The sequence below is a fragment of the Anaerobacillus sp. QJM3NY_32 genome, from assembly GCF_056173645.1.
This window is the reverse complement of record NZ_CM149684.1, coordinates 2199131-2224956: the sequence shown is the minus strand read 5'-3', so window position 1 is coordinate 2224956 and position 25826 is coordinate 2199131. Positions and strand designations below refer to the sequence as shown.

Sequence of the window (25826 nt, the reverse complement as noted above, 5' to 3'; positions counted from 1 at the left end):
CAAATTGAAAAGAGCTGATGAAGGACTTCTTCATCAGCTCTTTTCTTATTCTTCTATAATCTCCCAATCATGCTCGAAAGCAACACAGCCCTTGAGCGTTTGTGCAACAGGACAACCACGCTCAAATACATGAAGTGCCCTTTCTGCAGCTTCTCTTTTCCCTTCTGGTATGATTAATTTATAATGACATTTTATTTTAGTGATTTTGAGGACACCCTCAGGCGCTTCGATCAATCCTTCGAATTGACCAGATAGTTTGTTTGGAAAACTAGGTATTTGGCGCGCCTCCAGCGCACCGGACAATGTCCCTGTTAGTCAGCCGCCTGCAGCAGCAACGATGTGATCAAGGGTTGACGGTTGTTCCACCTCAGGTGACGCTTGATAAAAATCTTTCACCCCACCATGCACGCCGTAGTGAATCGGTTCTTTGAAATCCGCAATATATGCGCGACGGCTTTTATCTTTATCTTGCTCAATACGAATGTTTGATATTTCGATTGGTTTATCCATCGTTTGAACTCCTTTCGGTTATTAATAAGCCCCTCTAATCATTTCATGCACTTCTTGATGGTAGAAGCTAGCAAGCTTCTCCATTTCTTCCCTGGAAAAGTTAGGAACCTCTGTAGCTTTGAGGTTTTGTTCTACTTGTTGAATGTTTTTAAAACCAGGGATAACACAAGAGACTTCTTTATGTTCAAGAATCCATTTTAGCGCAGCAGTCGTCATACTCTCTCGGTCGCGAGCAATCCAATTGATTTCATCGCTTAGCTCTACACCTTTTTCAAATTCAAGTCCCGCAAACGTTTCACCTACATTAAAGGCTTCTCCATTCCGATTAAAGTTTCGGTGATCATCATCTTCAAAGGAAGTGTTTTTCTTGAATTTCCCAGTTAATAAACCACTGGCCAGCGGCACCCGCGTAAGAATGCCAACGCCTTGTTCATAAGCTTTTGGAAAAAGTTCCTCTAACGGCTTTTGCCTAAATATATTAAAAATAACCTGCAGAGTACTTACGCCAGGATACTTGAGACATAATAGTCCTTCCTCAACTGTTTCAACACTTACACCATAATAGCGTATTTTACCTTCGGCTTTCAATTTGTCCAATACCTCAAACACCTGACCTTCCTTAAGAATGTCGATTGGTGGACAATGAATTTGAAAAAGATCAATTTGATCTCGTTCCAAGCGCCTTAAGCTCGCTTCACAATAAGCACGAACACTTTGTTCTGAATAGTTGACAGAATCGTATATGTCTCCTGCACGACAAAATTTCGTTGCGATGTGAATTTTATCTTCCATCCCTTTTGTTGCTTTAGCAAGGAGTTCTTCACTATGTCCATCTCCATATACATCTGCTGTATCAAAAAAATTCACGCCAGCATGTATAGCATGTTGTAGAGAATCGAGCGCTTCTTTGTCATTTGTTTTCCCCCATGCTCCGCCAATTGCCCACGTTCCGAAACTAACTTCACTTACTTGCAAGTCTGTATGACCTAACTGTCGATATTTCATTCTTTCGCCTCCATTAACTCGAGTTGACATTACATGGTAATTTCCCTTTAAATCGTTGTTTAAACCGCTTTCATATTAGTTTTTGAATGTAACGTTCTCTAAATGAAGTTGCTCTATAGCTTGATCATTCAATGATTGGAACGAAATTGTTCAACCTTTCAAATCATCTCTACACCATACGTATGTCACTCTTCTCACTTCCAAAAAAAGACGGGGGCGGGCCCCGTCTCTCAGTTATTTTGTGATTTTTTTATAGTGACTTAGTGCATTTCTAACTTCACCAAATTCAGATGCATGAGGTCGATCTTCTCCTACTGAATAGCCCTCATCTACCATGCGATTTCGATTAAGGCAAAGCTTAGTGAATGTAGGTTTAAAGAAATCAAATAACTCAAAACGCTTCTCTAGTTGTGGGAACCTTGATTGATACGAAAGAATTGATTCCGCTAGTTTTTCCCAGAAATTCTGTTCTTCCATTAACTCACCGTTTACTAAAATGTTCGATAAATAACGGAGGTGACAGATGAATAAGCCTGTAAATATAAATTGGGTCAGTCCCTCAGGTGGTTCACTCCGAAGCACATCTTTTAATTCCTCTGTAAGATAATTAAGCTCCTCGAATGGTTGATCACTAATATTGACATCATCTACGAAATCTTTAATTGCAAGGCGTGATGGTTTGTAATCTTTTAGAACAAGAATAGTGTTTTGGCCGTGAGGAGAAAAGACTGTTCCATATTGGTACAAATAATGGAGCAATGGCTTCATAGTGACATCAAAAAATTGCGTCATCCATTCTTCTGTAGACATTCCAGATTTCTCAATCAAGCTCTTTACATAGGGCTTCCCATCATGGTCTTCGTATAGAAGTGCTGCTAAAGTAATCGCCTGTTCACCGTCCTCGAGATAAGTATAGATACTTTCTCTAAAAATAACGCCAAGCATTTCTTTGTACTGATATGGGGCATTCTCCAATTGATTATAATAGGAATGATTCACATTAATACTCGCAATTTCACCTGGTAAAATCACTCTACATTCATCTTTTAAAAAGGAGTCTTTATCATAGATGCCTTTAATGAATTCAGTTATTTTCGGAGCAATAAGAGTACGTTCTGCGGGTAATCCTCTATATACAAGTGTATTTAGTATGCTCATCGGTAATTTTACATGGTGCTTGTTTGGATTGGATTTGTTAACAAATGTCCGAATGGACTGTTGTGGGAGATAACGATCACTGGATTGACCAAGCGGTATGATCGTTTGGTTTGCAATCTCCTCTGCAAAATTCTGAACCAAAATGTTTTTCCACTGCCACTCATGGACAGGCATCATGAAGTATTGATTAGGATCATCAATCTTTTTTTCTAATATATTGTGGAATGTAGAACGATCCTGATCACTTAATTCATAGTTTACTAGTTTTTCGAAGGTAAATTTCTCAATAGATTGAAATGAGCTAATGTGTCGACTAACGCCAATCCATGAAAGTGTTACTTCGTTTTGGTGTTCAGGAGCATATGCTAAATAATCATCATACCCGAACCCAATTCTCCCTTTGTTATACGTGATCCAGGGATGTCCAGTCATGTAGCCTTCAAGATTAGCGTAGTCTTCAGTAATCAATTTGTCTGATGAAACTCGCTTATTTAACAGATGAGCATCTGCAATGAGAGTTTGACTAATTTCCTTTATTAAATGAGCTGTTGTTTCCGATGACATGCCTATTAAGGGTTTGATATCAAGGAGGAAGCCAACGGCACTCCCTTCTACCTCATTCCCATTATCTAGTATGCGAATGGATTTGCAGTCAACATCATAGCTATCAAATTGGCGGGGAATCGCATGGAATGAGTATGATTTCTTGTCTGAAACTCGAAGTTCATAGATGGTATAGCTATCTTTCTCTTGAACGAGTTGAGGTGAGATCATATCTTCGTACATAAATTCTGAAATCATTTTTGCTAAGAGTTTTGTATTAACAAGTGTCCAGTTTTGTTTAGTAAGAACAGTATCTAGTTCGTTTTGAGAATACATACGTTCACCACTTTCCTTCTAGTTTGTTGTAAGAGCAGGTTGTTTGGCGATTCCAAAAGATTGAAAAACGTTATGTGACTGCACGGGGTATTCTTCTCTATTGGAGATTTGATTGATGATGACAGCATTTCGGTGTGCTCCGAGACCAAGGTCGGGCGCACCAACTCCGTGAGTGTGTAGCTCTCCGTTTTGAATGAATATATTGTTCTGATTGGAATCTTTCGTCATTAAGCGGTAATCTTTCGTAATCGTCGGGCGGCCATTCTCGTCCCTAAGTAAAAAAGATTCGGGTAAGAAAGTTGGAACGGTCTGTTTATATCCAGTACCAAGCACAATGATTTCAGATTCGAAATCAAATGGTTCATTTGTAATCGTGTGGCGTCCCTTGCCAAAACACACCTCCCCTTTCATCTCTAGTTGATTTACCTCACTCATAGCCTGTAAGTGTAAGGGGGAGCGTTGATTACCAATAGATCGTTCATATAATACGTCATAGATTTCTGAAATCGTTTCTGCACTAATCCCTTTGTAAAGTAAGTCTTGTTTTTCAATCACTTTGTCTTTTTTTTCTTGCGGAAGATCGTAAAAGAATTCGGTGTAATCTGGTGAAAAATATTCAAGTCCTAGTTTGGAGTACTCCATTGGGAAAAAACCGTTTGATCTTGTGTACCAGCTAAGATGGTAGTCATGATGCTCCTGTTCTTTTGCTAGATCTAAAAAAATCTCAGCTGCACTTTGGCCTGATCCAATGACTGAAATGGATTTTCCTTGTAAAGCCTTTGGTTTCTTCTCCATGAACTCTGATGAATGAAAGACGGTTTCTCCAAGCGCAGGTTTAAAATGTTCTGGTACTGCAGGTACTGAGCCTATTCCCATGACCAGATGCCTGGCCAAGAACGTGTCGGTTTCTAGCGTTTTCACATCCTGGACGTGAACAGCATAAATAAATTCTTCCTCGGATGCTTCATATGATGAAACTTCAGTGACTTCATATCCAAATCGGCATGAATTTAGCTGATCACTCACCCATTTACAGTAGTGATTGTATTCCTTTCTCGGAATATGAAACTTTTCTAAAAAATAAAAGTGATACATACGACCATGAACCTGCAGGTAGTTAAGAAAACTATATTTGTTTTTAACGTCAGCCATGCTTACAAGATCCGCGAAAAATGGCACCTGCAATGTGGTTCCTTCGATGAGCATACCTGGATGCCAATCAAATTCTTTTTTACGGTCAAATAGAAGAATATCCAAATCGTCCATTTCATCTGTTAAAGCAGCTAGACCTAAATTAAATGGTCCAATACCGATACCAATTGCATCGTAGACGTATTCAGGCATTTCCCCACTTCCTTTCAAACTGCTTCCGCTCACAAATCATTAATAAGCCTGTTTTATCCGGTAGAATAATCGGTTTTTGTGGAGTGAAACCACATTTTTCAAACACATGAATCATTTTTTTGTTTTGTATATCTGGTTCTGCAATGATTCTTTCTGTTCTTGTTTCTCTTAATTGCAAAGAAACCATTGCACGTAGAAGGGGAAGGGAAAACCCCCGACCAAGGTAGTCAGTATTACCAATCAAAAGGTGAATGCCTTGATCGTAAGGTTTGTTTTCATAAAATCCTTCTATTATATCTTCCTTTACCCAATAAGCTTCCCAGTAGCTAATGGGCACTTCATTGATAAAACCTAGGTACAGCGTCTGATGTTTCTCTTTTAGTGCCTTTTGTAAATGATTTCGAAATGAGTTAATCGGTATATTTAATTGCCAGAATGGATGCACATGCTCTTTGTTCATCCAAGAGTGAATCATTTCGATATCGCGTTCGAAGCTCACCTTAGTAAAAGAGATCGTTTTCTGTAATTCTTGATCGAATACATTAAAGTCCATTGCCATGTCTAACTGTAACCTCCTGAGCGATCGGATTTCGGACCATCGTATACACTGATTGTGTAGCCATTGATCCAATAAGCTCATCCATATCATAGAGGCGAGTTAAGAGATTCGCTTTACAAGGAAGAACAGGATCCTCAAGTAAACTTTTAATGAGAGGTGATAGCTGTATGGCTAAATACTGAGAGAGGCGTTCTCTCAGTATGGTCACAAGGTGTTTTTCTTCAATTAATCCGTTTACACCAAATGCGTTGATTAATCCGAATAAGTTGTTAAAAAAGAAATAATAGCGAAAACGTTCATTTGCTACGTCATCGGAACAGATTGTATCGCTCTTCTTATTCAAATTAGGCATGAGCATTGCTAGTTCTTCAGACTTGGACTCACTGAAATAATATCCTTGATTGTCTCGATAATAGAATGTAGATGGATACCCTTCCTTAAGCTTAACAACAGCATTCTGCTGGTGTGCTTCAAGTGCAATGCCATAATGTTGATGAAGCCATAGCATCGGATCAAGTGATATGTCCAGATAACGATCAAACCATTCTACACTGACTTCTTCTATGGCACGTCCCTCTCTTCTAGCAATAGCAGTAATGATGGAATAAATACGTGACTTGCCACCATAAGCATGATCCTGACATAGTGCTGCTACGAGGCTTGTATTTTCGCTCTTTTCGTAGAAAGGATTCTCTCTAATCATCACGGCGAATTCAGATTCAAGATTAGGTATGTTGATATTGAGATAAGCTGGATCCTGGATAATTTTAAAGTCAGGATAATTATTTGCTAATTTTTCACCTAATTGTGTTTGTAAGAGTCTAGAAACCTCTACGCCACGATCTAGCTCTTTCTGTTGATTTAGTCGTAGTGAATTTGTGATTTTTACCGGAACTGAAAATTTAAACATGAATCTAGATAAAGAGCTGTACACAGTTCTAAAGGAAGATGTTGCTGTATACATGCGCCCTACTGGTCCTAGATAATCAAGCGATCCTTTTTGAATGTGTTCAAGCACTTCTTCTTTTTTTAGAAGAGAGTTTACTTGAAGAGGGTGCATTGGCACTAGAACACGCTCCTTAAATTGATGGAGCCATTCTGGATCTACTTCTCCACTTTTTAACTCTTCTTTAATAAGCTCGCTTGCTTGTAGCTGCAAACTGGAATCTTCATTGATCAATGAAGGGTGAACACTAAAATAGTGAAGCTGAAATTCACCTTTCAGTTCTGGAGAAAACAATTCATCCTCCTCGTGTGTTAAACCTTGTTTGCTTTTCGGCGTCGGGTGCATTAAGTGACCAAAAAGTAAAGACTGTTCTGCTTCAATGTAATCAAAATCTTCATCCTTTAATTTTCCTCTGTCTTCGAATCGCTTTCCAATGTAAGTTGTCATGCTTTGACAGCTCAACATCACTCGCAGAACCAATTCATCTTCTGCATCCGTTCGGTTTTGGTCAATTAGTAGTTCCTTTACAATCAGTGTTGTTAATGTCACATAGTCAAGAGTATGAAAAGTACCATTTAATGACCGGTAATATAATGGGAACTGAAAAATATGCCGCTCTGTTAAGGACCAATAAGAAACGGGGAAGATCATCTCTATGCCCTGATTTTCTAGTAGGCAGGAAATGAATTTCTGAGATAAGGTTGTAGATAAATCTTCAGGTTTTGGTATTTCTGAGTAGTTTCCTGTTTCACGTAAATAACAATTCAGAAAGCTTTGCATAGTCGCCTGTTCTGCGATCTTTTTAGCGCTGATCACGTGTGTTCCCTCCACTTCCTTCCGAGTGTACGAATGTCATCCACGATCTCTTGGATGTGCTTCATTTTGGTTCTAGGGTTTAGTATGGTGAACTTCAAAAAGGTTTGGCCATTAACAGAAGTCTTGGCTATGGCCGCTCTGCCCTCATACAACAATTCTTGCTGTATTTTACGATTTAATTTGCATCGATCAGTACTGAAATCTTGAGGTTCATAACGAAAGATAACAGTGTTGAGTTCTGGAGAAAGGTTTTCAACTTTTATATCATCCTGACATGAAAGGTATTCCGCAGTTGCTTGAGCAAGGATAAAAGTATAATCAATCATTTCTCCGAACAGGTTTGTACCTATCGTTTTTAATGAAAGAAAGAGCTTAAAGGCGTCAAATCTTCTGGAAGTTAAAATCGATTTGTTCACCAGGTTAGGAATCCCCGCTTCAACATCTTCTAGTGGATTTAAATAATCAGCATGGTGATTTAAAAACCGGAACGATTCTTTGTTCTTCACTAGGAAAGCCGCACATGAAATGGGCTGATAAAAAAGCTTATGAAAATCGACTGTGAGCGAATCGGCATAACAAATCCCATTTAACTTTGACTTATGAGATTCGGAAAGAATAAGTGCACCTCCAAAAGCTGCATCCACATGGAACCATAAATCTTCCTCATGAGCGATTGCGGCTAATTCATCTATCGGATCTATGCTTCCGAAATCAGTGGTGCCACAAGTCCCAACGAGTGCAAAAGGAACAAGGTGTTGAGCTTTTAATTCAGCTAATTGGTACTGTAAATGCGATACCGACATTCTGTGATGTTTGTCTGTTTTAACTTTTATTACTGCTTTTTCTCCCAATCCAAGCTGTACAGCTGATTTCTGTACAGTAAAATGAGCCTCCTCTGAGCAAATAATCCTTAATTTATGAAACTCTTCTGGTAATCCATCTTTCTGAACATTTTGCCCCCATAAGCTTAAACAACATGCATCTCTAGCTAGAAGAAGACCAGTGTAGTTCGATTGTGTCCCTCCACTTGTAAATGTGCCGTCAGCATTTGATGAATAACCAAATTGACCTGCGAGCCACTTAATCATTCCCTCTTCAAGGTACGTAGCAGAAGGACTTTGATCCCATGAATCAAGTGATTGATTGAACACACTTATTGCGAGTTCAGCAGCTATGGCAGGTATAAGCGGTGGGCATTGCAAATGAGCTAGGCTTTTTTCATGAGAAATTTGCAGGTTATTTTTGAATAGAGGAGCCTTAAGCTCGTTTAGTAATGCAGTAAAATCTTGATTTGAGCTATGAAAATCGAAAAGTTCTTCAACTTCCTTTTCAATCGTTTGTGGCTCCTTTCTGGTGAACGGCTCATTTTCTTTACGAAAAGTCTCGCAAATTATGTTCGTCATTTCGTGCATTTGTGCCCGGAAAGCTTCTTGCCCTTTCTCACTGTTGTGAAGGAAAAGGGAATCATACATTTTCTCTTTTGAAATATCAGGAGGATTCTTTTCAACTGCATTTATCATAAACTTTTAACAGCAGCGTTAACTGCTTCCTCAAAAATGCTGAGTACTTCTAAAACTTGTTCATTCGTTATTATCAGTGGCGGGAGGAACCTTACTACACTTCCGTTACGACCTCCAACTTCTAAAATCAATCCTCTGTCAAAGCATTCTTTCTGAATCCTGCTAGCTAACGCAGGTTGAGAAGGATAGCTTCCTGATGAAGACTGGGGCTGTGTAGGATCTACTATTTCAACACCGATCATTAGCCCTCTTCCCCTTACGTCTCCAATTTCACGGAAATTCACCTGGAGCTTTTGTAAGGCAGAAAGCATTTTTTCTCCCATCGTTGCTGCATGAATATCAAGTCTCTGTTCTTTAATAAATTTCAATAAGGCTGTTCCGGCTGCCATTGCCATTTGATTTCCTCTGAATGTACCAATGTGAGCACCAGGCTCCCACTTATCGAGTTCACGATCGTAAATAACAACCGAAAGTGGGAGACTGCCGCCAATTGCTTTAGAAAGGACAATGACATCTGGTACGATCCCTGCATGTTCGAATGCGAACATTTTTCCTGTTCGTCCTATTCCCGTTTGGATTTCATCAATAATAAGAGGAATACCTCGCTCGCTTGTTATTCTTCTCATTTCCTGTAGCCATTCGATTGGTGCAGGTACGGAACCACCTTCGCCTTGAACAACTTCTAGAATCATAGCGGCCGGGGGTAAAATGCCGCTCTCCGGATCATCTAATAGATTTTCAATATAAGTACTAGAAATTTTGTGTCCTTTGCTTTCCTTCATACCAAATGGACAACGATACGAATACGGGTATGGCATGAAATGAGTATCTGGCATTAAACCTTGGACGTTTTTTTTGGGACCGAGATTACCACTAATCGCCATTGTTCCATGTGTTGAACCGTGGTATCCTCCTTGAAACGTAAGGATACTACTTCTCCCTGTCGCAGTTTTCACTAATTTTAAGGCGGCTTCTATCGCATCGCCTCCTGTTGGTCCACAAAATTGTATTTTGGCACGCTCTGCGAAATCTCCGGGTAAATTTGAAAATATTTCATTCACGAACTCTTCTTTTATTGGTGTTGTAATATCTAACGTATGTAAAGGCCTTTTATCATGAAGGACTTTCTGCATGGCTTCTATAGTAACGGGATGGTTATGACCAAGAGCTAAAGTACCAGCACCAGCTAAGCAATCATAATATCGCTTTCCTTCCATGTCAGTAACAAAAATCCCTTCTGCCTCATTAATGGCAATTGGTATTCTTCTTGGATAAGATCTTGCATTGGACTCTCTTTTCATTTGTTGGTCGAGTAGTGTTTGATTTGTATTTAATTCTTGAATCATCATGTTGAGAACTCCTTTACTAATTGATAATGATTTTCATTATCTTACACTATTCATGATAAGTGAGAATGATTATCATAGTCAATGATACTTGAGAACCATTCTCACTTAAAAATAAAGTCGGTTTTCTAGGTAGATCGATTGGTTTTAATCCCTAATAATGGAAAGCGGATTGTGGGAGTCCCTCCTTCTTTGGTGGTCTAAATTAGACGATCGACTTTGGTCACAATGCAAATCAAACGAATAGGATAAAAGTATGAAAAGGAGCGTGTTTAGTATTGGAGGTGTACGGAGAATTCCTCATTCTTTCGGGAGCGTGGATCCAGACGATAGGTGCAGCTATTGCCTCTATTGGGAATACAATTGTTGCAGCAAATGAAGCTGACTCACTTATGGAGGATATCGGAGGAGACCTTTATGTAATTGGGAATGGCGTCGAAGCAACGGGGAACTCTCTTCAAGCTATCGGAAGAAGCAGCTTGACTTCTAATGAGAATGAAACGTTTGGAACGCTCGGAGCATGGTTACAGTCTGCTGGTAATATTGCAAATGTTCTTGGTGGATCAGGAATTGTAACGGGGACTGATGAAGAAGCGCTGAATATTGACATTATGGGAGATATTATTCAATCAGCTGGAGCTGCTTTCGAAGCAAAAAGCTCGAGTATAAGTGAAGCCTTCTATGCAGAGCTCATCACAACCGGGCAAACGATTCAATCGTTTGCCATTGCTATTGAAGCTATTGGGCTTCTGTATGTGAAGAATGGAAATAAGAAGATGGGACAACAGATTCTTGCCATTGGAAGTTATGGTCAAACTGCAGGGGCAGCCATTGCAGCCATTGGTTTCACAAAAGAGTATTATGAACATTGAGCGATCTGTTAAATGAGATTAAAAGGATTTATAACGTGCGCTCATTGATTTCAAATGCCGCTCTAACACCAGATTCAACTGCTCCTTCAATCCACCCGTGGAAATCTGATGTGTGCTCACCTGCAAAGTGAACTCTTCCTTCAGGTTTTTTTACGATGCTTTCAAATTCGGTAATTTGATTCGGTTTAAAGAGTGTAAAGCAACCTCCTGAGAATTGATTTTGACTCCAGCTAAATGATGCGCTCGTCAAGTACTCATCAAATACTTTAGGTCCATGTATTTTTGCAAGATCTTCAAGGGATTGTGTGATTTTTTGATCATCATTTAAGCTATTCCATAACATCGCGTTATCTTCCCAGCTATAACTTGCTAGTAAGACTCCAGCTCCTGGCTCATTACCTGTGCGACTAGGTGTATACGTATAGCGATTAGGAAAATCCGAAATGGTATTTGCACCATTCAACCCTTCTTTTTCCCAAAATCGGTCTTTAAATTCAATCCCAATTTTAATAGAAGCTACATAATGCAACTCACGGATCGCTTTCCATTTATCAAATGAAAAAGAACGGTACGGATAAACTTCTATAAATTGAAACACTGAAAAAGGCACAGTCATAAGAACATAATCGCTGTTAAACTTTTCAATAATTCCTGTTTGTTGATTCCTCGTCTGAATTTGAACACTTTGTGGTCTTTGAATGAGGCGGTGTACTTTTTGATTTAACAAGAGATTCTCTTCTAGCTCAGGTAGAAAAGACCGAGGCAATTGATCATTTCCACCAGTAATTTCGTTAAATTCCATGTCAGTATTAAAAACAGTATTTACGATATCGGTTAGAATGTCGATAAAGGATAGTTCCGAAAATCCTTCAATGCCTAAAAGTACTTTAACCATTCGAACAGCATTTGGAGATAGCGAAGGACCAATGGGATTGAAGCGAAGAAAATTCTCCATTGAATACTGATCAAATTTTTTACGAATGAATTTCTTTTGTTGAGCGTCACCTTCTTTATAAAGCAGTAAAAATGGATTAACTGCTGATAAAAATAATTCCGTAGCGGTTTTTCCTTTTTCGTGAGGTTCAACGGGAAATTGAAGGATATCAGGGTCTGCTTCGTATTTTTCTCTTGTAGTTCTAACTCCATTAGCATAAATGATATCTCTTGGAGAGGAATTCACGAAGCGATTCATTTTAAGTTGAAATCTTCTGATATATTCATACGTTAATTTGTGAGTTGTAGGAATACGCATAGCGCCAACATCAAGATAATTATCATCTGTAAATGGTTTTCTAAGAGTGTAAACCCTCCCGCCAACACGATCGTTTCCTTCTAGAATGGTAACTCGATGACCGGCCTTCTTTAACAAGGATGCTGATACTAGTCCTGCAACGCCAGCTCCCACAACAATAACGTTCGTTGGTGAAGACGATTTTTTCAATCCATTCTTAATGATATTAAGCATCTCGTTAGGGTATTGAGGCGTAGTGAATTCTCGAGACATCACCATCATCCTTTTTTCACTAACATATTAGTTACATTTAAAAACTATACGAACTAGTTTTTAACATCACTATTGCCTATAACTCCTTCGCCATGAGAAAATTTTTAAGTTGGATACCGTTTTTTTCAACTAGCTGACTTTTTACTAGTGAAAATCCTTGCTCTCTAAAAAACGGAACTGCCGTTATGCTTGCTTCCGTATGAAGCTGTTCCATATTGTTCAAACGTGCGGTCTGTTGCACTTTTTCTAAGAGCTCGGAAGCGATTCCTTTTCTTTGGTAGTCTTTATGAACATATAAACGGTCAAGCAGTCCTGAAGAGGTTAAATCGCAAAATCCTACGATCTGTTTGTCTAAGGTAGCAACATAAGTGAAGTTTCGTTCGAATTCCTCTCCCCATGATGCATGACGCCTATTAAGTTCAGTTTTATTAGCCCAGGCATTTACCTGTATGTTTGTATAGTCTCTCCGGTTAATAGAATGAACAGTGTCATAAAAAAGATCAATCATTTCTATTAAATCGTTTTCTTTAAAAGGCCTGATATGCATGCCATTCCCCTTCCGTGATTCTCTTTCTTTTTATTATAGAACCCAAGTGCAAACAACGCATCAAAAAAGACGGCAGATGCCGCCTCCGATAAGAGTCTATCCGTTCATACTTTCTACCATCATGGCCATGCCCTGTCCACCGCCAACGCATAATGTTGCGATTCCAAAGCGTTCGTTTCTCTTCTTCATTTCATATACCAAAGAGGTTAGAATGCGAGCACCTGTAGCACCGAGCGGATGACCTAATGCTATAGCTCCTCCATTTACGTTTACCTTGCTCATGTCTAATTCAAGTTCTCGAATAACAGCGAGTGCCTGAGCAGCAAAGGCTTCATTGAGCTCTATTAAACCGATCTCCTCGAGCGTTTTCCCTGTGCGTTCTAAAAGTTTCCGAAAGGCTGGAATTGGTCCGATTCCCATTATCTCAGGAGAAACCCCAGAAGTTGCCCAATCAACGATTCTAGCAATGGGTTGAAGCTCTAATTCTTTTGCTTTTATTTCAGTCATCACAAGCATGGCAACAGCTCCATCATTCCTCCCGCAAGAATTGCCAGCTGTCACCGTTCCGTTCTCTTTAAATACTGGTTTTAATTTGCCAAGTTTCTCAATTGTTGTGCCTGGACGAGGATGTTCATCTTGATCGACAAGATTCGTTTGACGACGATTTTGAATTTCGACCGGAACAATTTCATCTCTAAATTTACCCTTTTCAATCGCTTCTGCTGCTCGTCGCTGACTTTCTGCTGCAAAAGCATCTTGTTCATCCCGCGATATCTTGTAACGTTCGGCTACGTTTTCTGCTGTAATACCCATGCCAAGATGAGAACCATATTGTTCAACAGGCTGTTGTCCAGCTTCTGAATTAGAATCAACTAATTGCGTTTTGTCTCCTCCGAAACGGCTATTTCTTAAATAAATGGGAGCCTGACTTAAACTCTCTGTTCCGCCTGCGATCAGAATAGATGCCTGCTTTGATTGAATTTGTTGGACTGCTGAGGCGACAGACTGCATACCTGATGCGCAAAGTCGATTGATTGTAAATGCAGGAGAGGTTTCAGGAATGCCAGCACGTAATGAAGCGACTCTCGCTACATTAGATGATTCGGTTGTTTGTCTTACTTCTCCTAAAATGACTTCTTCTACTAAGTGAGGGGAAAGACCTGATCGAGCTAGTGTTTCTTGTATGGCATAGGTAGCTAACTTTCCAGAGTTTAGATTTTTAAAGACACCACCGTAGCGTCCTACTGGTGTTCGAACTGGTTCTACGATAACGATGTTTTCCACTCCTTTTTACCTCCTCATTTGTATTCTTTACGAAGTTGACCTGCAATGATGTTTTTCTGAATTTCTGATGTACCTTCATAAATACGGGTGATCCGAGCGTCACGGAAAAATCGCTCAATCGGATAATCTGAAATGTAACCGAGCCCTCCGTGAATTTGTAGAGCCTTGTCGGCGATTCTATTGTATACTTCAGATCCATACAGCTTTAACATTGCCGCTTCCTTAATGACCTTTTTTCCTTCTTCAACCATCCATGCGACACGATAAGTAAAAGATCGAAGTGCTTCAATTTCAACTCCCATTTCAGCTACCATATGGGCAACAGCTTGGTGTTCAATGATCGGCACGTCAAATTGGATGCGCTCCTCCACGTAAGACATGCATAAGTCCAATAGCTTTTGGGAAGATCCAAGATTACGAGCAGCAAGGCCTGCACGACCATTTGCCAAAATTTTTAATGCATTAACATACCCTTCTCCTACTTTTCCAAGAACATTTTCCTCTGGCACTTCACAATGATCAAAGATAAGCTCAGCTGAATGTGACCCTTTTAACCCCATTTTTTCTTCCACTGCACCAACTTGAAAGCCAGGGAAATCTTTTTCAACGATAAAGGATGTAATCCCCTTCGCACCTTGTGAAGGATCTGTTACAGCCATAACGGTAAAAACGCTCGCTTCTGTCGCGTTAGTAATGTAATGCTTCGTACCGTTTAGAATATATTTATTACCTTGTTTGACGGCTGTCGTTTTCAAGTTAGAAGCATTTGATCCTGCAGATGGCTCAGTAAGAGCAAAGGCTCCTATCATGTTTCCTCGTGCCATTTCGGGTAAATAATATTCCTTTTGTTTGGTATTACCGAGTTCAACAATTCCAACCGAACCAATTCCCGTATGTGCTCCAATTAAAGTAGTAAACCCGTTATGCGTTTTACCTAATTCTTCATATAGAGCGCATTTTCCAACCATTCCAATTCCAAGTCCGCCATATTCTTCTGGAATACTAAGACCAAATAGACCTAATTCTTTTGACATTTCGATAATGTGTTCTGGTATTTGATTTTCACGCTCAATGGTCATGGCTACTTTTTCTACTTCGTTTTCTACAAAGTTTCGGACAGTCGTTTTTAAATATTCGATGTCTTGATCGAGCTGAAAGTCCAATCTTAACCCTTCTTTCTATTAATATGTATAAAAGCCTCTTCCGCTTTTTCGCCCAAGTCTTCCTGCCTTCACGTACTTTGTTAAAATGGGACAGGGGCGATATTTTTCACCTAGTGTTTTGTATAAGTACTCCATATTGCGTAGTCGAGTATCAAGACCAACAAGATCAGCTAGTTCAAGAGGCCCCATTGGATGATTTAGACCAAGTTTCATGGCTTTATCAATGTCTTCGGGTGTAGCTACACCTTCCATCACCATATTCATCGCTTCGTTGCCAATTAGACAATTCATACGACTAACTGCAAAGCCTGGAAACTCATTGATTCTTACGCATTCTTTTCCAATGGTTTCTCCAAACCGCATCGCTTTATCAATGGTATCTTCAGATGTTTCCAGGCCACAAATGACTTCAATGAGCTTCATCTTTGGTACCGGATTAAAAAAATGAAGAGCAAGACATTGATCAGGGCGCATGGTTTGTGCGGCAATTTCGGTTGGACTCATTGTCGAAGTGTTTGTTGCAAGAATAGCGTGAGCTGGAGCAAACTCATCAAGTTGTTTAAAAATGCTTGTTTTTAATTCCATTACCTCAAGGACTGCTTCGATCACAAGATCACAATCGTAGACGGCTTCTTTCAATTCGTTTGTGAATTGTATTCCTTCGAATCTTTTTGTTGCTTGCTCTCTTGTTATTTTCTCTTTCTTGACCAAACGTTCAAATTGGTCTTTTACATAGATCTGTGCTTGCTTCAAAGCCTCGTCACTAACATCGTGCATTTTCACTGAAAGCCCTGCAGCTGCAGTTGAGAAAGCAATCCCTTTTCCCATTGTACCTGCCCCAACAACAGCAATTTTCGTCATCGTCATTTCTCGTCCTCCTAAAAAACATATAAATGAAATCGCTTACAGTTTGTACTACACTTACTTCTCGAAGAAGACAACTAGTTCCTTTTAGGATTCAAATTAAAAAGACCGTTCAGTTGTTTGAACGGTCTTTTATATCTAGAATGAAACTTGATCAGTCACGAAAATTTTCCCCGGATTTAGGATCCCATTAGGGTCAAGCGTTTTCTTCAATGCCAGCATGACTTCGAGAGAACCTCCATGTTCTTTTTGCTGATACTGAGCTTTGCCAGTACCTACCCCATGCTCACCAGTGCAAGTTCCGCCACGATCTAGAGCATAGTGCACTAGGTGTTGGTTTAGCTTGTTTGCCTTTTCAAGTTCAATGGGGTCATCGGGATTAATCATCACAATAGCATGATAATTCCCGTCCCCTACATGCCCCAATAGAGCTCCGTCTAAATCAAATTTCTCGATGGCTTTTCGTGCATCGAGAATGGCGCCAGTTAACTCTGAAATGGGAACACATACATCTGTTACCATCATCTTTTTCCCTGGAGAACCATGACTAAAGGAGTAAGCAAGATTATGTCGCGCTTCCCAAAGAAGCGCTCTTTTCTTCGTATCGTGCTCAAATATAAATTCTTCGCAATCATTGTCTTCTGCGATGCTTTTGGCAAAGGTAACATCTTGATTTAACCCCGCTTCATTACCATGAAATTCAACAAATAACGTTGGTTTTTCGATATAGTTGGTTTCATTTGTTTTGTTCACCTGTTGTACTGAGCGTGCGTCTACTAGTTCGATTCTAGCGACCGGAATGGCTGCGTGAAGAATATTAGTAACGGTGGCTACAGCTCGCTCTACAGTTGGAAAAACGATTCGCCCTGCAAGCGTAGCTTCTGGTATGCCGTTTACGTTGAGTGTTAATTCTGTAAAAGTCCCAAGTGTCCCTTCTGAGCCTACAAAAAGGCCATTTAAATGGTAACCTGATGAAGACTTTGCAGTCATGCTACCGGTATGGATGACACGTCCATCGGCAAGAACAACTTCCATGTCTCTAACCTGATCACGCATTACTCCATACCGTACTGAAGTGGTTCCGCTTGCATTTGTTGAGGCCATGCCACCTAACGTTGCATCCGCACCTGGATCTACTGTGAAAAAGAGACCGTGTTTTTTCAATTCTTTATTTAATTGTGAACGTGTGACACCTGGTTGGACGCGTACTAGAAAATCTTCTGGTCGAACTTCGAGAACTTGGTTCATTAATTGAAAATCAATTGAAATACCGCCATGATATGGAATCACATGCCCTTCAAGACTAGATCCCAAGCCAAATGGCACGATGGGAATCCTATGCTCATTTGCCGCTTTCATAATTTTACTTACTTGCTCGGTTGTTCTTGGGAAAACAACAACGTCCGGATCGTGTGGCGTATGATAAGATTCATCTTTGCTATGTTGTTCGAGAATCGTTGCATTAACACTAATTTGATCATCGTCTAGAAATGTTGAAAGCAAAGATACGATTTTCATATAGCTTTCCTCCACTCTTATGTAAAATTAACACTTTTCTGATAATACTCTCATTACTTTATCACTACTGTTTTCATAACGTCAATTCTTATAGCAATAAGTCAAAAAGAAAAGCCTGACTTTTGTCAGACTTTAACAGTGTTACTTGTTTTCTTCTTCCACTTGTTCAATATTTTCTTGTGCTTCTTTTTCATTCTCTTCTTCATAAGCGGTGGCGACTTCATATTGGCTATCATATGTGCTGTGTTCCTCATCTTTCTCATCTTTAGAGTCTTGATCATTAACTTGATCATTAGCGGAGAAAGAGTCATATTGCCCTCTAGAAACAAAGCTTTCTAACATAGCTTTCAAATCCATTCCCGTTGATTCCTTCAGACTTGCTTGAAGACCTGTCATTGTTTTCGTGACGTTATCAGTTATTTTGGTTGAACCACTACTATTACTACCTCCTAGATCAATCACTTTCATTTCTGAAATCTGAGATAGCGGCTGAGCAATTTCGTGTGCATATTTCGGCAACATCTCAACAAGCATTTCAATAATCGCAGCATCACCGTAATTTTCCATTGCTTGAGCCATTAATTCTTTTGCTTCTGCTTCCGCTCGGCCACGTTCTCTAATAACTTCCGCTTCAGCTAGTCCTTTTTGCTTTTCAATATCAGCTTTTGTTTGTCCATCAATACGATCGCGCTCTGCTTCTGCTTCGGCATTTGCGCGAATATCGTATGCATTTGAATCAGCCTGAGTTTTTCGACGCTTCTGTTCCTCTTGTTCCAATTCCACTTGACGTTGACGTTCAATGTACTGAACTTGCATCTCTTCTTCTTTTACTTTCTGATTTAATCTCGCCTGTTCTAGGTTGTAAGACTGTTCAGAACGTGCGCGCCCCTGTTCAATTTCAGCTTTGTACTCGGCTTCTTTCACATCTTTGTCTTTTTGAGAGCGTGCAATCTCAATTTGTCGTCTAATCTCATCTTCTTCTGCTTCTTGATCTGTTTTGGCTTTATGCATACGGGTTTCACGTCTTGCATTTGCTTCCGCAATATCAGCGTCTTTTCGTGCTTCCGCAATTCTTGGACGCCCAAGCGCTTCTAGATATCCATTCTCTTCATCGTCATCTTTTAATTCTTTTAAAGCAAACGACGTAATTTCAAAACCAAGATTTTTAAGATCTTCTTCAGCAATGTTTTTCACTTTTTTGTTCACTGAATTGAAGTCTTTGTAAATTTCGTCGACTGTAAGAGAAGAAATGATGGCCCGAAGGTGTCCTTCAAGAACTTCTTTTAATTCACGCTCTTTTTCTTTTTGAGGCTTACCTAGAAATTTTTCTGCATAGTTCGCGACAATTTCAAGTTTACTTCCAATACTAATCTCTGCGACACTTGTCGCTCTAATAGGAACACCTTCTGAAGTATAGGCTTTTGGTGAAGCAATTTCTAATTGAAATGATGTTAGATCAATCGGTGTACTTGTTTGGAATAGCTTTAATCGTATCCCGCCACCGCGTACAATTTTCATACTGCGGCCGTTGTCATCTACGAAGATTCGATTGTCTTTTTCAGCATCGCCTAGTTTTGGTCCTGTAATAATCAGCGCTTGGTTTGAGCTAGCGGTTTTGTATCTTCTTTTGAAAATAAAAAAGCCAATCCCACCAGCCACTAATAATATAAACAAAATGATACCGGAGATGATTAATCCGATAAATTCCATCATGCTTGCATCATCCTTTCGAAAAATTGTAAAGGTTGCTATGTAACTGCCTTCCTTAATTTCTACGATTTGGAACAAATAAAGTTTCAGAATTAATCGAATTAACGATTTTATTGCGAAAAGAAAACGAACCCGTGAATGGTTCGTTTCAAATGGAGAGTTGTTTATTTAGTTTTATTGGTATCTTTTAAGTGTTGCTGATCCTTTCACAACTGTTTCTTCATTTTGATTAATAGCGAGTACATCAAAATAATACCGATCATTTTGGATGGAAACGAGTGATGATTGAAGAGTAATTTCATCGTTTAAGAAAACCATTCCTTTAAAAGCAACAGTATAATCTTCTAGGAAACCTTCTTCAAAATAGGGAGTAAATAGCTTTGATAAGTTTCCCATCGTCCACATTCCGTGAGCAATGATACCCGGGAGCCCTGCTTTTGCAGCCTCTTCGTCAATCGTATGAATTGGGTTGAAATCTCCGGATGCCCCGGCATATTTAATAAGATCTAACCTTGAAACAGGAGGGAGAGTGATTTCTAGCTGTGTCCCCACTTCAAAGTCATTAGCCATCTTCATGATTTCATCCCCTTTCTCACTGCTTCAGTAATAATAACCACTTGCTCTTCTGTAAAAATGAGTTTTCCATTTGGCTCTTCTCCGTATCGTTTTAGTATGAGAAAACCAAGCAAGCCGCTCTTTCCTTTTCGCTCATAATAGTTTTCAAGTGATGTCGAGCACATCACCGTTTCTCCAACTAGAAGTGGACGCTCATAGTGAAATGATTGTTTTCCGTGAATCAATCCGACATTTGGTAAATCAAATCCGTTTATTTCTCCATAGTCAAATACTCGTGGATATGTAGGCGGCGCAATGTTTGCTCCGTATCTCGAGCGCTTTCCTACTGCTTCATCGATATAAATAGACGATTCATCTCCAATTGCTTTTGAGAACGCTTTCAAAGAACCGCGCTCAACAATGTTTTTTACAGGATTGGACCGGGTCCCAATGAGCGATTCAAACATAAATACCCTCCTAAGCGTATTGTCCTACTTTCACATGCCCTTTCAGCAGGTTTCTAGCAATGATTAATCGTTGAATTTCATCCGTTCCGTCGTAGATCCTCCAAAGGCGAGCTTCTCGGTACCAGCGTTCAATTGGTAGCTCTTTCGTATAGCCCATACCACCATGAATTTGTAAAACGCGGTCTACAACGCGATTCCCCATGTTAGATCCATATAATTTAGCCATCGATGCAAGTTGACGATTATCTTTCCCTTCATCAAGTGTATACGCTGCGTTAAGCACCAGCCATTTAGCGGCCTCTATTTCAACAGCTGAATCGGCAATTTGCCATTGAATCGCTTGACGTTCTGCGATGGGCTTTCCAAATGTTTCTCTCTCATTTGCATAGTCAATCGCCATTTTCAACAATCTTTCGCCTGCTCCTACCGCTGTCGCACCAACAATCCAGCGAGCAAATCCGATCCACTCAAGTCCGAGATTGTATCCTCCATCTACTTCACCAAGGATATTTTCGTGTGGCACACGTACATTGTCAAAGACTAGGCCAGCAGGTCCCCATTCTCCCATTGTGTGGATGTATTCAGATTTCCATCCCATCTCTCGGTCCGCAATAAAACACGTGACACCATCTCTACCTGTAGCTGCGTGTTTTTCTTTATCTGTAATGGCAATAACCATCACAAAATCTGCTTCATTTCCACCAGTGATAAACGTTTTCTCTCCGTTAAGAACCCAATCATCCCCATCCCGTACTGCAGTCATTTTAATGTTGCGCGTGTCTGATCCCGCGCCGGGTTCTGTCATAGCGAAGCATGATTTTTTTTCACCATTAATGGTTGGCAGGAGGTACTTTTCCTTCTGCTCTTCATTGGCGTAATACAAGATATTGTCTGCTGATCCACCAAAACGAAACGGGACAAATGTTTTAGAAACTTCCATCATCACAATAGCAAGCATCATTTGACCAAGGTCAGCGCCACCATATTCCTCTGGTGTATTAATTCCCCAGAATCCTGCTTTTTTCGCTTTTTGCTGAAGCTCCTCCATCTTTTCGGCAGATACGCCTGGCTTTCCTGCACGTTCATTTCGAAGTACATCATTTTCTAAAGGGATTAACTCATTTTCTACAAATTTCCGAATCGTTTTTTGAACCATCACTTGTTCGTCAGTTAATCGTAAATCCATCGGTCATCTCTCCTTGTGAGTTTATCATATTTAGACGATTACTTACTAACCGGTTAGTATCTTGATTCGACAAAGTAAAGAGACCTCCTTCTTCATTATGTAGATTCTTGAAATTTTTTCAATAAAAAAGCGAAAGAGTCACGTACATGACCCTTTCACCTGCTGTACTATTTTCCAATAAACATCTGTGTCCAATAATGACCATCCTGAGCAAGTCCCACCCCAATGTGAGTAAAACTGCTGTTCATGATGTTTTTACGGTGACCTTCACTTTTCATCCAGGCATCAACCACGGCTTCTGGTGATTGCTGACCTTGTGCGATGTTTTCTCCAGCCGTATTAAAATCTACGCCGAAGTCCCTCATCATATCAAATGGAGATCCGTACGTAGGGCTTGTGTGAGAAAAGTAATTTTTTTGTTGCATGTCGCGTGATTTTTCCTGTGCAACATCGCTTAATGATGGCATTGCTTTTAGTGCAGAAAGCCCTTGCTTTTTTCGTTCTTTGTTTGTTAAATCGATCACTTGCTGGACTTCTTTCGTGATTTCCCCTGAAGGTTCGGAGGTTGGAGACTTCTCTTGATTCGGTGCGGCTTTTTGATTTGACTCTGATTGACCGGTATTTTGATCAGGTCTCATTTTTTGTTGACGCTGTTGTTCTTCCTTGCCACCGATTCCGTATTGCTCTGGGAATCCCTCAGGTAAATATTCTCTTGGATCAACATTAGGAAGTGCTTCATTGAATTCAAACTGACCATCCTGAACCATTTCACCATGAGGGAATTTAACACTTGGTGTTTCAGTGCTATATGAATTAGGATCGATCGTTAGCTGACCACTGTTTATACGCTGAATACCCTCTGTAGGTGAACTAGTTTTATTGATATTTAACGCTTCATCGTTATTATTCGCATTACATGCTCCAAGAAGCAATAAACCCGGCAATAATAACGGCATTAACTTTTTGTACATACGTTGCCCTCCTTTGATTCTTTTGTTACCGTCTTAGTTTTTCTATTAGAGGGCAAAGTATTTGTGGTAAAAATCGAGAATACCGAGATCATTTAACATGTAAAAAATCCCCCTCAAAAGAAAGAGGAGGATTGTACGATCAGCCTGTATTTCGTAGGCCAGCCGCAATTCCATTGATCGTGAGGAGAATTTCTTTCAGAAGCTCGTCGTCCTCACTACCGTTGGATCGATACGTTGAGATAAGTTCCACTTGGAGAGAACTTAGTGGATCAACATACGGATTACGTAAACGGATCGAATCTTTAATGTTTGGCGTACCATCAAGTAATTCTTCCTGTCCGGTAATCGTTAAAATGACATCTTTTGTACGATGGTATTCATCGACGATTTTTCCGAAGATGCGGTTCGCTAGCTGATCATCATCAATTAAGAACATATATTTTTCTGCTGTAGCGAGATCTGCTTTCATTAATCCCATTTGCAAGTTATCGATAAGAGATGCAAAGAACGGCCAATTCGCATACATTTCTTTTAGACTGCTTAATCCTTCTTCTGTTGCAGCGAACTCGGTAAGACCGGTACCTGACGCATACCATGCTGGCATTAACTGGCGACTTTGAGTCCAAGCGAATACCCATGGGATTGCACGTAAGTCATCGAAGTGGTCTGTACCTTTTCTGCTCATTGGACGGGAACCAATGTTTAATGCGCCAAGTTCTGGTAATGGCGTTCCTTGTTTAAAGTAAGCCAGGAACCCATCATCCTCAAATACGAGGGATTGATAAGATTTAAGGGATACAGCCGAAATTTCTTCCATAATTTCATGCCACTTCTCTTGTCTAACATCTTTTTCGATCCCTGATACGGCAGATGATAGCAAGGTTGTCGTCGCTTGTTCTAGACTTCGATAAGCAATATCGTAAAGCAAGTAACGAGAAGATAACACCTCTCCTTGCTCTGTAATCTTTACACCAGCCGTATATGTTTCAGGAGGTTGCGACAGTAGACTTCTTCGTAGTGGACCGCCACCACGCCCAAGCGCTCCACCGCGACCATGAAAGAATTTAAGTCGAAGGTTGCGTTCAGAAGCGATCCGACTAATTTCTTGTTGAGCTTGATAAAGCTTCCAGTTAGCTGTTAGTGTTCCACCATCCTTGCTTCCATCGGAATACCCCAGCATAATTTCCTGACGTTGATCATGCTTTTCTAGATGATGTTTGTAGACTGGAAGATCAAATAGCTTCTCCATAATGGCAGGACCAGCTTTAAGATCATCGATCGTTTCAAGTAAAGGAGCAATATTTAAATCACTTTCAACGCTACCGTCTGCGTGTAGACGATAAATATTCGCTTCCTTAGCAAGAACGAGTACCTCAAGAAGGTCACTAGCTGATTCGGTCATACTAATTAAGTATACAGAAATTGATTGAGGGCCAAACTCTTTGTGAGCTTTTTTAATCATCGTAAAGATATCGAGTATTTTTTGTGTTTTCTCAGAATAATCCTCATAGGTAGAAAGAACTGGTCGTGGGTCTTCAAGAAGACGATTGAGTAACTGAACCTTTTCTTCTTCATCTAATTCGGCGTAGTTGTCAGCCAGATTTACACGACTTAAAATTTCTGCGATAGCCCCCTCATGTTCACCGCTATGGTTTCGAACATCTAAAGTAGCGAGATGAAAACCAAAAAGAGATGCCTGACGAATAAGCTTATTCAACTCTGTGAAGTGGGACCCTTCAGGAAAGTGCTGTTTCAAGCTATTTCCTATTAACTTCAGATCTGTTATAAATTCTTCTGAGTTTTTGTATCCGTTCTCACGATTAACGCGCTGAAGTTTTTCTAATACATAAGCAAGCTTTACGCGATAAGCTTCATGTGGAACGCCCCACTCTTTCGTATCAGGAAGGCGATTTTGATCTTCTTCAATTGATTTTGTCAATTCTGGACAAATGGCGATGCGGTTCGTCGACTGGCTTAGCTGCCGCATTAAATTTTTCACTGAGTCTTTGTATTTTGAAATGACTACATCCCGTTGTCTTTCGAGCGTATTCCATGTCATCTCAGGGGTAACGAATGGATTTCCGTCTCGATCCCCACCTATCCATGAACCAAATTTCAAAATGTTAGGTACTTCCCATTTAGCATCAGGGTAATGGTCACGCAAACACTCTTCAAGCTCCTGATGAATTTGAGGAAGCACTTCAAATAACGTTTCCTCAAAATAAAACAGCCCCATATTCACTTCATCCATAACAGAAGGCTTCTTATGACGTAACTCGTCAGTTTGCCATAGTGTTGTGATTTCATTCAATAATTCAGCCTTTAATGCCTTTTGCTCTCGTTTTGTAAGTAAAGGATTGTCTAGCTGTTTAAGTGATGTTGCAATTCTTTTATGAATTTCTAGCACAGATCGTCTTGTCGCTTCAGTTGGATGTGCTGTAAGGATTAATTCCAATGAAATGGAAGATAGCGTATCTTCAATCAATTCCCCAGGAACATTATTCTTTTTAAGTAAGGCAATAGCATGAGGAATTGAACCAGGTTGCGACTGCTCTTCTTCTAACATTTGATAATCTCGACGTCTGCGAATTCTGTGATTTTGTTCCGCAATATTGACAAGATGAAAATAAAGGGCAAATGCTCGAATAACCTGTTTTCTCATAGGAGGTTGGAGCGTTTGGATCGTTTCTTTTAATTGTTGAGAAGTTTCCAAATCAGCAACATTCCGAAGAGATTTTGTTTTCTCGCGAATGGATTCCACCATATCTAGAAGTTCTTTGCCGCCATGCTGCACTAAAACGTCACCGAGTAGGCTTCCCAGCATGTTAATGTCACGCCTTAGGGCAACGTGGTGACTTTGTTGAGTTGAATGTGCCGTATCAATTGTCATGTCCGATCAACCTTTCTTTTTCTTCTAATAACTTAATACCAAATATTAAAAATATTTCAATAAACTTATTATAAACAAGAAATTTTATTCTTGTCATCTTTTATGACACCGTTTTTTGGAATGAATATAAGGCCTTAGTACTGGTAACAAAGGAATGAAAACGGATTCAAATATTTTTTTATTTTTTTGCATTTTCATAAAAAAATCCGCAA

Annotated in this window: 22 protein-coding genes; 1 reads left to right on the top strand and 21 read right to left on the bottom strand. The window is 39.9% G+C overall.

Going from position 1 to position 25826, the window contains the following annotated elements; all coding sequences use genetic code 11:
• Window positions 1-45: 45 nt before the first annotated feature.
• The 9 genes from AC0VYH_RS11765 to AC0VYH_RS11725 all read right to left on the bottom strand — a co-directional run bounded on the left by AC0VYH_RS11765 (window position 46) and on the right by AC0VYH_RS11725 (window position 10086).
• Window positions 46-303 (bottom strand): OsmC family protein, encoded by a 258-nt coding sequence (locus AC0VYH_RS11765; RefSeq protein WP_430246555.1) that lies wholly within the window; start codon window positions 301-303, stop codon window positions 46-48.
• A gap of 12 nt (window positions 304-315) precedes the next feature.
• A complete protein-coding gene (locus AC0VYH_RS11760; protein ID WP_303533281.1) occupies window positions 316-510 on the bottom strand; it encodes a hypothetical protein in 195 nt (64 codons plus the stop codon).
• Between the two features lie 21 nt (window positions 511-531).
• On the bottom strand, window positions 532-1515 hold the full coding sequence (locus AC0VYH_RS11755; protein WP_475372556.1) for an aldo/keto reductase: 984 nt from the start codon (window positions 1513-1515) through the stop codon (window positions 532-534).
• A gap of 234 nt (window positions 1516-1749) precedes the next feature.
• Window positions 1750-3552 carry an IucA/IucC family protein gene (locus AC0VYH_RS11750; protein ID WP_475372555.1) on the bottom strand — a complete coding sequence of 601 codons (1803 nt, stop codon included), beginning with the start codon at window positions 3550-3552 and terminating at the stop codon, window positions 1750-1752.
• A gap of 18 nt (window positions 3553-3570) precedes the next feature.
• Window positions 3571-4896, bottom strand: coding sequence for a lysine N(6)-hydroxylase/L-ornithine N(5)-oxygenase family protein (locus AC0VYH_RS11745; protein ID WP_475372554.1), 1326 nt, complete (start codon window positions 4894-4896; stop codon window positions 3571-3573).
• On the bottom strand, window positions 4889-5455 hold the full coding sequence (locus AC0VYH_RS11740) for a GNAT family N-acetyltransferase (protein ID WP_475367556.1): 567 nt from the start codon (window positions 5453-5455) through the stop codon (window positions 4889-4891). Before AC0VYH_RS11740 ends, AC0VYH_RS11745 begins: the two co-directional genes overlap by 8 nt.
• On the bottom strand, window positions 5439-7217 hold the full coding sequence (locus AC0VYH_RS11735) for an IucA/IucC family protein (protein WP_475367555.1): 1779 nt from the start codon (window positions 7215-7217) through the stop codon (window positions 5439-5441). Before AC0VYH_RS11735 ends, AC0VYH_RS11740 begins: the two co-directional genes overlap by 17 nt.
• Window positions 7214-8737, bottom strand: coding sequence for a pyridoxal phosphate-dependent decarboxylase family protein (locus tag AC0VYH_RS11730; protein ID WP_475367554.1), 1524 nt, complete (start codon window positions 8735-8737; stop codon window positions 7214-7216). The genes AC0VYH_RS11735 and AC0VYH_RS11730 overlap by 4 nt, the downstream gene beginning before the upstream one ends.
• Window positions 8734-10086: a diaminobutyrate--2-oxoglutarate transaminase gene (locus AC0VYH_RS11725; RefSeq protein ID WP_475367553.1), complete on the bottom strand. Its 1353-nt coding sequence runs from the start codon at window positions 10084-10086 to the stop codon at window positions 8734-8736. The genes AC0VYH_RS11730 and AC0VYH_RS11725 overlap by 4 nt, the downstream gene beginning before the upstream one ends.
• A 281-nt stretch (window positions 10087-10367) precedes the next feature.
• Between AC0VYH_RS11725 and AC0VYH_RS11720 the strand changes: the two genes are divergently transcribed.
• Window positions 10368-10955 carry a DUF6944 family repetitive protein gene (locus AC0VYH_RS11720; RefSeq protein ID WP_430246583.1) on the top strand — a complete coding sequence of 196 codons (588 nt, stop codon included), beginning with the start codon at window positions 10368-10370 and terminating at the stop codon, window positions 10953-10955.
• A 28-nt stretch (window positions 10956-10983) separates the two neighbouring features.
• Here the strand turns inward: AC0VYH_RS11720 and AC0VYH_RS11715 are convergent, their stop codons facing one another.
• The 12 genes from AC0VYH_RS11715 to ppc all read right to left on the bottom strand — a co-directional run bounded on the left by AC0VYH_RS11715 (window position 10984) and on the right by ppc (window position 25614).
• Window positions 10984-12459 (bottom strand): flavin monoamine oxidase family protein, encoded by a 1476-nt coding sequence (locus tag AC0VYH_RS11715; RefSeq protein ID WP_430246543.1) that lies wholly within the window; start codon window positions 12457-12459, stop codon window positions 10984-10986.
• A 76-nt stretch (window positions 12460-12535) separates the two neighbouring features.
• Window positions 12536-13006, bottom strand: coding sequence for a GNAT family N-acetyltransferase (locus tag AC0VYH_RS11710; protein WP_194221706.1), 471 nt, complete (start codon window positions 13004-13006; stop codon window positions 12536-12538).
• Between the two features lie 96 nt (window positions 13007-13102).
• The gene (locus AC0VYH_RS11705; RefSeq protein ID WP_475367552.1) at window positions 13103-14290 is read right to left on the bottom strand and encodes a thiolase family protein; all 1188 of its coding nucleotides are present in this window, start codon (window positions 14288-14290) and stop codon (window positions 13103-13105) included.
• 14 nt (window positions 14291-14304) lie between these two features.
• Complete coding sequence (locus AC0VYH_RS11700) at window positions 14305-15453, bottom strand: acyl-CoA dehydrogenase family protein (RefSeq protein WP_475367551.1); 1149 nt, start codon at window positions 15451-15453, stop codon at window positions 14305-14307.
• 18 nt (window positions 15454-15471) lie between these two features.
• The gene (locus AC0VYH_RS11695) at window positions 15472-16314 is read right to left on the bottom strand and encodes a 3-hydroxyacyl-CoA dehydrogenase family protein (RefSeq protein ID WP_475373788.1); all 843 of its coding nucleotides are present in this window, start codon (window positions 16312-16314) and stop codon (window positions 15472-15474) included.
• Between the two features lie 141 nt (window positions 16315-16455).
• Window positions 16456-17835 carry an FAD-binding oxidoreductase gene (locus tag AC0VYH_RS11690; protein WP_283154228.1) on the bottom strand — a complete coding sequence of 460 codons (1380 nt, stop codon included), beginning with the start codon at window positions 17833-17835 and terminating at the stop codon, window positions 16456-16458.
• 141 nt (window positions 17836-17976) lie between these two features.
• The gene (locus tag AC0VYH_RS11685; RefSeq protein ID WP_475365221.1) at window positions 17977-19548 is read right to left on the bottom strand and encodes a flotillin family protein; all 1572 of its coding nucleotides are present in this window, start codon (window positions 19546-19548) and stop codon (window positions 17977-17979) included.
• 171 nt (window positions 19549-19719) lie between these two features.
• A complete protein-coding gene (locus AC0VYH_RS11680) occupies window positions 19720-20121 on the bottom strand; it encodes a MaoC/PaaZ C-terminal domain-containing protein (protein WP_475365220.1) in 402 nt (133 codons plus the stop codon).
• Entirely contained in the window at window positions 20118-20567 is a 450-nt protein-coding gene (locus tag AC0VYH_RS11675) for a MaoC family dehydratase N-terminal domain-containing protein (RefSeq protein ID WP_194221699.1), read from the bottom strand. Before AC0VYH_RS11675 ends, AC0VYH_RS11680 begins: the two co-directional genes overlap by 4 nt.
• 10 nt (window positions 20568-20577) lie before the next feature.
• Window positions 20578-21753, bottom strand: coding sequence for an acyl-CoA dehydrogenase family protein (locus AC0VYH_RS11670; RefSeq protein ID WP_283154230.1), 1176 nt, complete (start codon window positions 21751-21753; stop codon window positions 20578-20580).
• Window positions 21754-21920: 167 nt separating this feature from the next.
• Window positions 21921-22724: a CAP domain-containing protein gene (locus AC0VYH_RS11665; RefSeq protein WP_303533264.1), complete on the bottom strand. Its 804-nt coding sequence runs from the start codon at window positions 22722-22724 to the stop codon at window positions 21921-21923.
• A 139-nt stretch (window positions 22725-22863) separates the two neighbouring features.
• Window positions 22864-25614, bottom strand: a complete 2751-nt coding sequence (gene ppc, locus AC0VYH_RS11660) for a phosphoenolpyruvate carboxylase (protein WP_475372553.1) — start codon at window positions 25612-25614, stop codon at window positions 22864-22866.
• Window positions 25615-25826 lie beyond the last annotated feature (212 nt).

Bases quoted from the DNA above. Each gene is read 5' to 3' on its own strand.
- AC0VYH_RS11760 (WP_303533281.1), bottom strand. From the start codon at position 510: ATGGATAAACCAATCGAAATATCAAACATTCGTATTGAGCAAGATAAA.
- AC0VYH_RS11755 (WP_475372556.1), bottom strand. From the start codon at position 1,515: ATGAAATATCGACAGTTAGGTCATACAGACTTGCAAGTAAGTGAAGTT.
- AC0VYH_RS11750 (WP_475372555.1), bottom strand. From the start codon at position 3,552: ATGTATTCTCAAAACGAACTAGATACTGTTCTTACTAAACAAAACTGG.
- AC0VYH_RS11745 (WP_475372554.1), bottom strand. From the start codon at position 4,896: ATGCCTGAATACGTCTACGATGCAATTGGTATCGGTATTGGACCATTT.
- AC0VYH_RS11740 (WP_475367556.1), bottom strand. From the start codon at position 5,455: ATGGCAATGGACTTTAATGTATTCGATCAAGAATTACAGAAAACGATC.
- AC0VYH_RS11730 (WP_475367554.1), bottom strand. From the start codon at position 8,737: ATGATAAATGCAGTTGAAAAGAATCCTCCTGATATTTCAAAAGAGAAA.
- AC0VYH_RS11725 (WP_475367553.1), bottom strand. From the start codon at position 10,086: ATGATGATTCAAGAATTAAATACAAATCAAACACTACTCGACCAACAA.
- AC0VYH_RS11715 (WP_430246543.1), bottom strand. From the start codon at position 12,459: ATGTCTCGAGAATTCACTACGCCTCAATACCCTAACGAGATGCTTAAT.
- AC0VYH_RS11710 (WP_194221706.1), bottom strand. From the start codon at position 13,006: ATGCATATCAGGCCTTTTAAAGAAAACGATTTAATAGAAATGATTGAT.
- AC0VYH_RS11695 (WP_475373788.1), bottom strand. From the start codon at position 16,314: ATGACGAAAATTGCTGTTGTTGGGGCAGGTACAATGGGAAAAGGGATT.
- AC0VYH_RS11690 (WP_283154228.1), bottom strand. From the start codon at position 17,835: ATGAAAATCGTATCTTTGCTTTCAACATTTCTAGACGATGATCAAATT.
- AC0VYH_RS11685 (WP_475365221.1), bottom strand. From the start codon at position 19,548: ATGATGGAATTTATCGGATTAATCATCTCCGGTATCATTTTGTTTATA.
- AC0VYH_RS11680 (WP_475365220.1), bottom strand. From the start codon at position 20,121: ATGAAGATGGCTAATGACTTTGAAGTGGGGACACAGCTAGAAATCACT.
- AC0VYH_RS11675 (WP_194221699.1), bottom strand. From the start codon at position 20,567: ATGTTTGAATCGCTCATTGGGACCCGGTCCAATCCTGTAAAAAACATT.
- AC0VYH_RS11670 (WP_283154230.1), bottom strand. From the start codon at position 21,753: ATGGATTTACGATTAACTGACGAACAAGTGATGGTTCAAAAAACGATT.
- AC0VYH_RS11665 (WP_303533264.1), bottom strand. From the start codon at position 22,724: ATGTACAAAAAGTTAATGCCGTTATTATTGCCGGGTTTATTGCTTCTT.
- ppc (WP_475372553.1), bottom strand. From the start codon at position 25,614: ATGACAATTGATACGGCACATTCAACTCAACAAAGTCACCACGTTGCC.